A 2,895-nucleotide genomic window follows, 5' to 3' on the forward strand; every position below is an offset into this window, starting at 1 on the left:
TATACATTATACGTAATTATGTATTGTTAAGTATTTGATTTGTAAAGGCTTTTTATATATTTGATCTGTCCGGATAAGTTTGTTAAACATAGATCGTATTCTTTACGTAGATCACTGGAGACGCTCATACGATGATAGTCAAAGTCGTCATATGACTTTTGGAGTGATTCAACAACATACTCAAGCTGTTCTTTCTTCGGATAAACCTTAACTACACGTTCAGTCATAAAAATGTCTCACCGCATTTTGGGCAATATTCCCAATTGTCATCGTCGGCTTGCTGCATTGGGTACTCAGCATCACAAGCCGTACAAACTAGAATTTCTTCTTGTTGTTCCATGATTAAGGAACTTTAACTGGTTGTGGAAGCTCAACATCACAAACAACGTATTTAACGCCTTTACCACTAGTAACCATGTCAAATGTGATCTTTGCCTCAAGCGGAAAATCAGACTGTTTAAATTTACGTAGCAAAGCTATATTTGCTGAGTCTTGCCAGTTAAAAGTCTCACAACCATTGCCAATCGCATTACCTTGTGATAAATCCATTGGGATTTGACAAAATAGCTGTACGTGATCGTAATGACGACCAGAGCCGTCAGTTGGTTTAAAATCAACAGCTTTAGCACCTAAGATTTTTACAGTTGATGTATGCATTACATTCTCCGAGCAGTTATAAGCACATGATCGAGTCGCTTGGGAAATGCAAGCGGATCAGAGCAACAAATTAAATTGATGAGTTCTTCAGGTTCGAATACGTCTTTAAAGACGTTGATGTATTTGCCGTATTGATGTTTAAGATTCTCAATAGCGGTTTGAAAATTGATTTGAGCCGTTTTAGTAATTGTTTCGATACGTTCAGGCTGTAGATGATCAGCTAGATCACGGAAACATGGATAAGCTGCAATAAAAAATTCACTGGGTGCAAGCAGCATGTCAAATGGCAAGACACGATCTATTGATTTAAATTCAACCTCAGCACGTTGCCAATTGTCGTTAGGATCACCCTCAGCACGACCTTTTTCATATAATCTCAGATACTTACCTGAATCTCGGCTGCCGATACATAGAGTGCGACCTTTACCATTTGGTCTACGCCAGTTGCCTTTATGCTCGATGTTAGGAGCACGATTTCCGAGTTGAAACCCCGCCAACCCATCTTGCATATTACCCCAGTCAACACTGATATTTTTACCTTCAAAATCATCATGTGCTATATCAACACGGGTTAATCTAGCTCGTTTCGCTTGGGTTACTAAGAAGTTGTAAAGTCTTAATTCCCAACCACTTTTAGCAAAATTACAGCCACGACCATTAATCATGATCAAGATCGTATTACGTTGACCACCAATACAAACGAATCCGAAATCTTCACCTAAAATATAACTTTGGTTATAAAAATTAAGACCATTGTTACGACATGAAGTCGTTGAAAATCCAAAGATATGTTCAAGAAGCGGATCAAGAATAGCTACAGCAGCAGTACATCTATGTGATTCAAGAATAAATTCATCTTCTTGCCATAATGTGTCGCTTAAAGATTCTAAACCGATTGTAAAGTTTACCCAGTCAATAACTGCTATCTCGTTATCAGCAGGCATTCTGTATTCGATATGCTTCACGCCATCATTTGTGATGATCATATGACTTGATGGGATTGTGTATAGCGGATTGTGTTGGTACGGGAGATCGGCGTCTTGTGGACGTGTATCGGATACCTTTACCCCCATCTTATTAATGGGGGTTACAACTGCCGATTTTTTCATTCCCCCCGATAATGCAGTGGGGATTGGTTGTTTTTTATACTTATCCATTAGCAAATTCCCATATCTCTGAAATTATCGTTTTCGGCTTTGATAGCGTCACAGTAAGCAGCAACTTTAGGATTCTTAAAGCCCCACTGGATCATCGTTGATTCAATGTAAAAAAGAACAAGCTCAGTTTCAAAAGCAGGATTACCACCCACAATTAGCTCGACTCCCCGATCATGAATAATCTTGGCTACGATCTCAAAAGCTAAATCTTTTTCCATGTCACAACATCACAAGCAACAATTTCACAGGAATATAACAGAATTGCACGCAACACCGCAACGTGTGACACAATAATGTTGTTGCATGAAACAATGTTAGGACATCACATGAAAAAATCAGACTTATCAAAAACATATAGAATTCGCGGGGAATTCGTTGAAGCAATCAAAGAAAAATCTTTGGACTTTATTATTGAAACAAAAGAAAGAATTGAAGAAGCAGACGTAATTAATGCTTTAATTTACAAGCACTTAAAAGAGATAAGTGCGAAAGATGTAACAAAATATATCGAAGAAGTAAAAAAAGCAGATTAATTATATTTGTTGATGCTGAGTACTAGGTGAATTAGTGAAAAAAATGACTTTATGGGGCTTGCTAATAGTAGCAAGCAACCAAATTTATGCGGAAAAAATTAGAGCACGTGTAATATTCAATACAAAAGACAACATAACTATAGCTATAATTACAGACACAAAAATTAAAAATAAACAAGAAAAATGTCAGGAATTAATTAGAAGCAAAGAAGGGCAAAATATTCTAAAAAAACAATCAAATAAAATGAATAAAAAACTAGTGGAATTAATTTTTATTTGCAATCTATAGATTTAACTTATTAAAAAAATAATTAAGTATTATTAAGATTAATATGAAATCGAAGTATCACAGATCGTTCGGGTCGGTCCGTCGCTTCGCTCGTCCTCCCTCCTCCTGCTCTACTTCGATTACGCATAATGAGCATTGATGTTAAATGACGTTCGAGTGCGTTATATATGATCGCATCATTGACAAAAAACCCACTGGAGACTCTCCAGTGGGATTATTTGTACAACGAAAACGTCAAGTAACATAATGCAGAAATTAT

The 2,895-nt window shown here is 36.6% G+C and carries 5 protein-coding genes; 2 read left to right on the forward strand and 3 right to left on the reverse strand.

Annotated elements, in window-relative coordinates:
- Positions 1 to 342: 342 nt before the first annotated feature.
- Genes M5121_RS15640 through M5121_RS15650 form a run of 3 tightly spaced genes read right to left on the reverse strand, consistent with a single transcriptional unit; the run spans position 343 to position 2,032 of the window.
- On the reverse strand, positions 343 to 657 hold the full coding sequence (locus M5121_RS15640) for a hypothetical protein (protein ID WP_249571685.1): 315 nt from the start codon (positions 655 to 657) through the stop codon (positions 343 to 345).
- The gene (locus M5121_RS15645) at positions 657 to 1,814 is read right to left on the reverse strand and encodes a replication initiation factor domain-containing protein (protein ID WP_249571686.1); all 1,158 of its coding nucleotides are present in this window, start codon (positions 1,812 to 1,814) and stop codon (positions 657 to 659) included. The genes M5121_RS15640 and M5121_RS15645 overlap by 1 nt, the downstream gene beginning before the upstream one ends.
- Positions 1,814 to 2,032, reverse strand: coding sequence for a hypothetical protein (locus tag M5121_RS15650; protein WP_249571687.1), 219 nt, complete (start codon positions 2,030 to 2,032; stop codon positions 1,814 to 1,816). The genes M5121_RS15645 and M5121_RS15650 overlap by 1 nt, the downstream gene beginning before the upstream one ends.
- Positions 2,033 to 2,140: 108 nt before the next feature.
- On the opposite strand from M5121_RS15650, the gene M5121_RS15655 reads away from it, so the two are divergent.
- On the forward strand, positions 2,141 to 2,347 hold the full coding sequence (locus M5121_RS15655) for a hypothetical protein (protein WP_241307461.1): 207 nt from the start codon (positions 2,141 to 2,143) through the stop codon (positions 2,345 to 2,347).
- 34 nt (positions 2,348 to 2,381) lie between these two features.
- Positions 2,382 to 2,636, forward strand: coding sequence for a hypothetical protein (locus M5121_RS15660; RefSeq protein ID WP_249571688.1), 255 nt, complete (start codon positions 2,382 to 2,384; stop codon positions 2,634 to 2,636).
- Positions 2,637 to 2,895: the final 259 nt, after the last annotated feature.

It is taken from the genome of Acinetobacter sp. ANC5681 (assembly GCF_023488045.1).
Lineage (GTDB): Bacteria > Pseudomonadota > Gammaproteobacteria > Pseudomonadales > Moraxellaceae > Acinetobacter.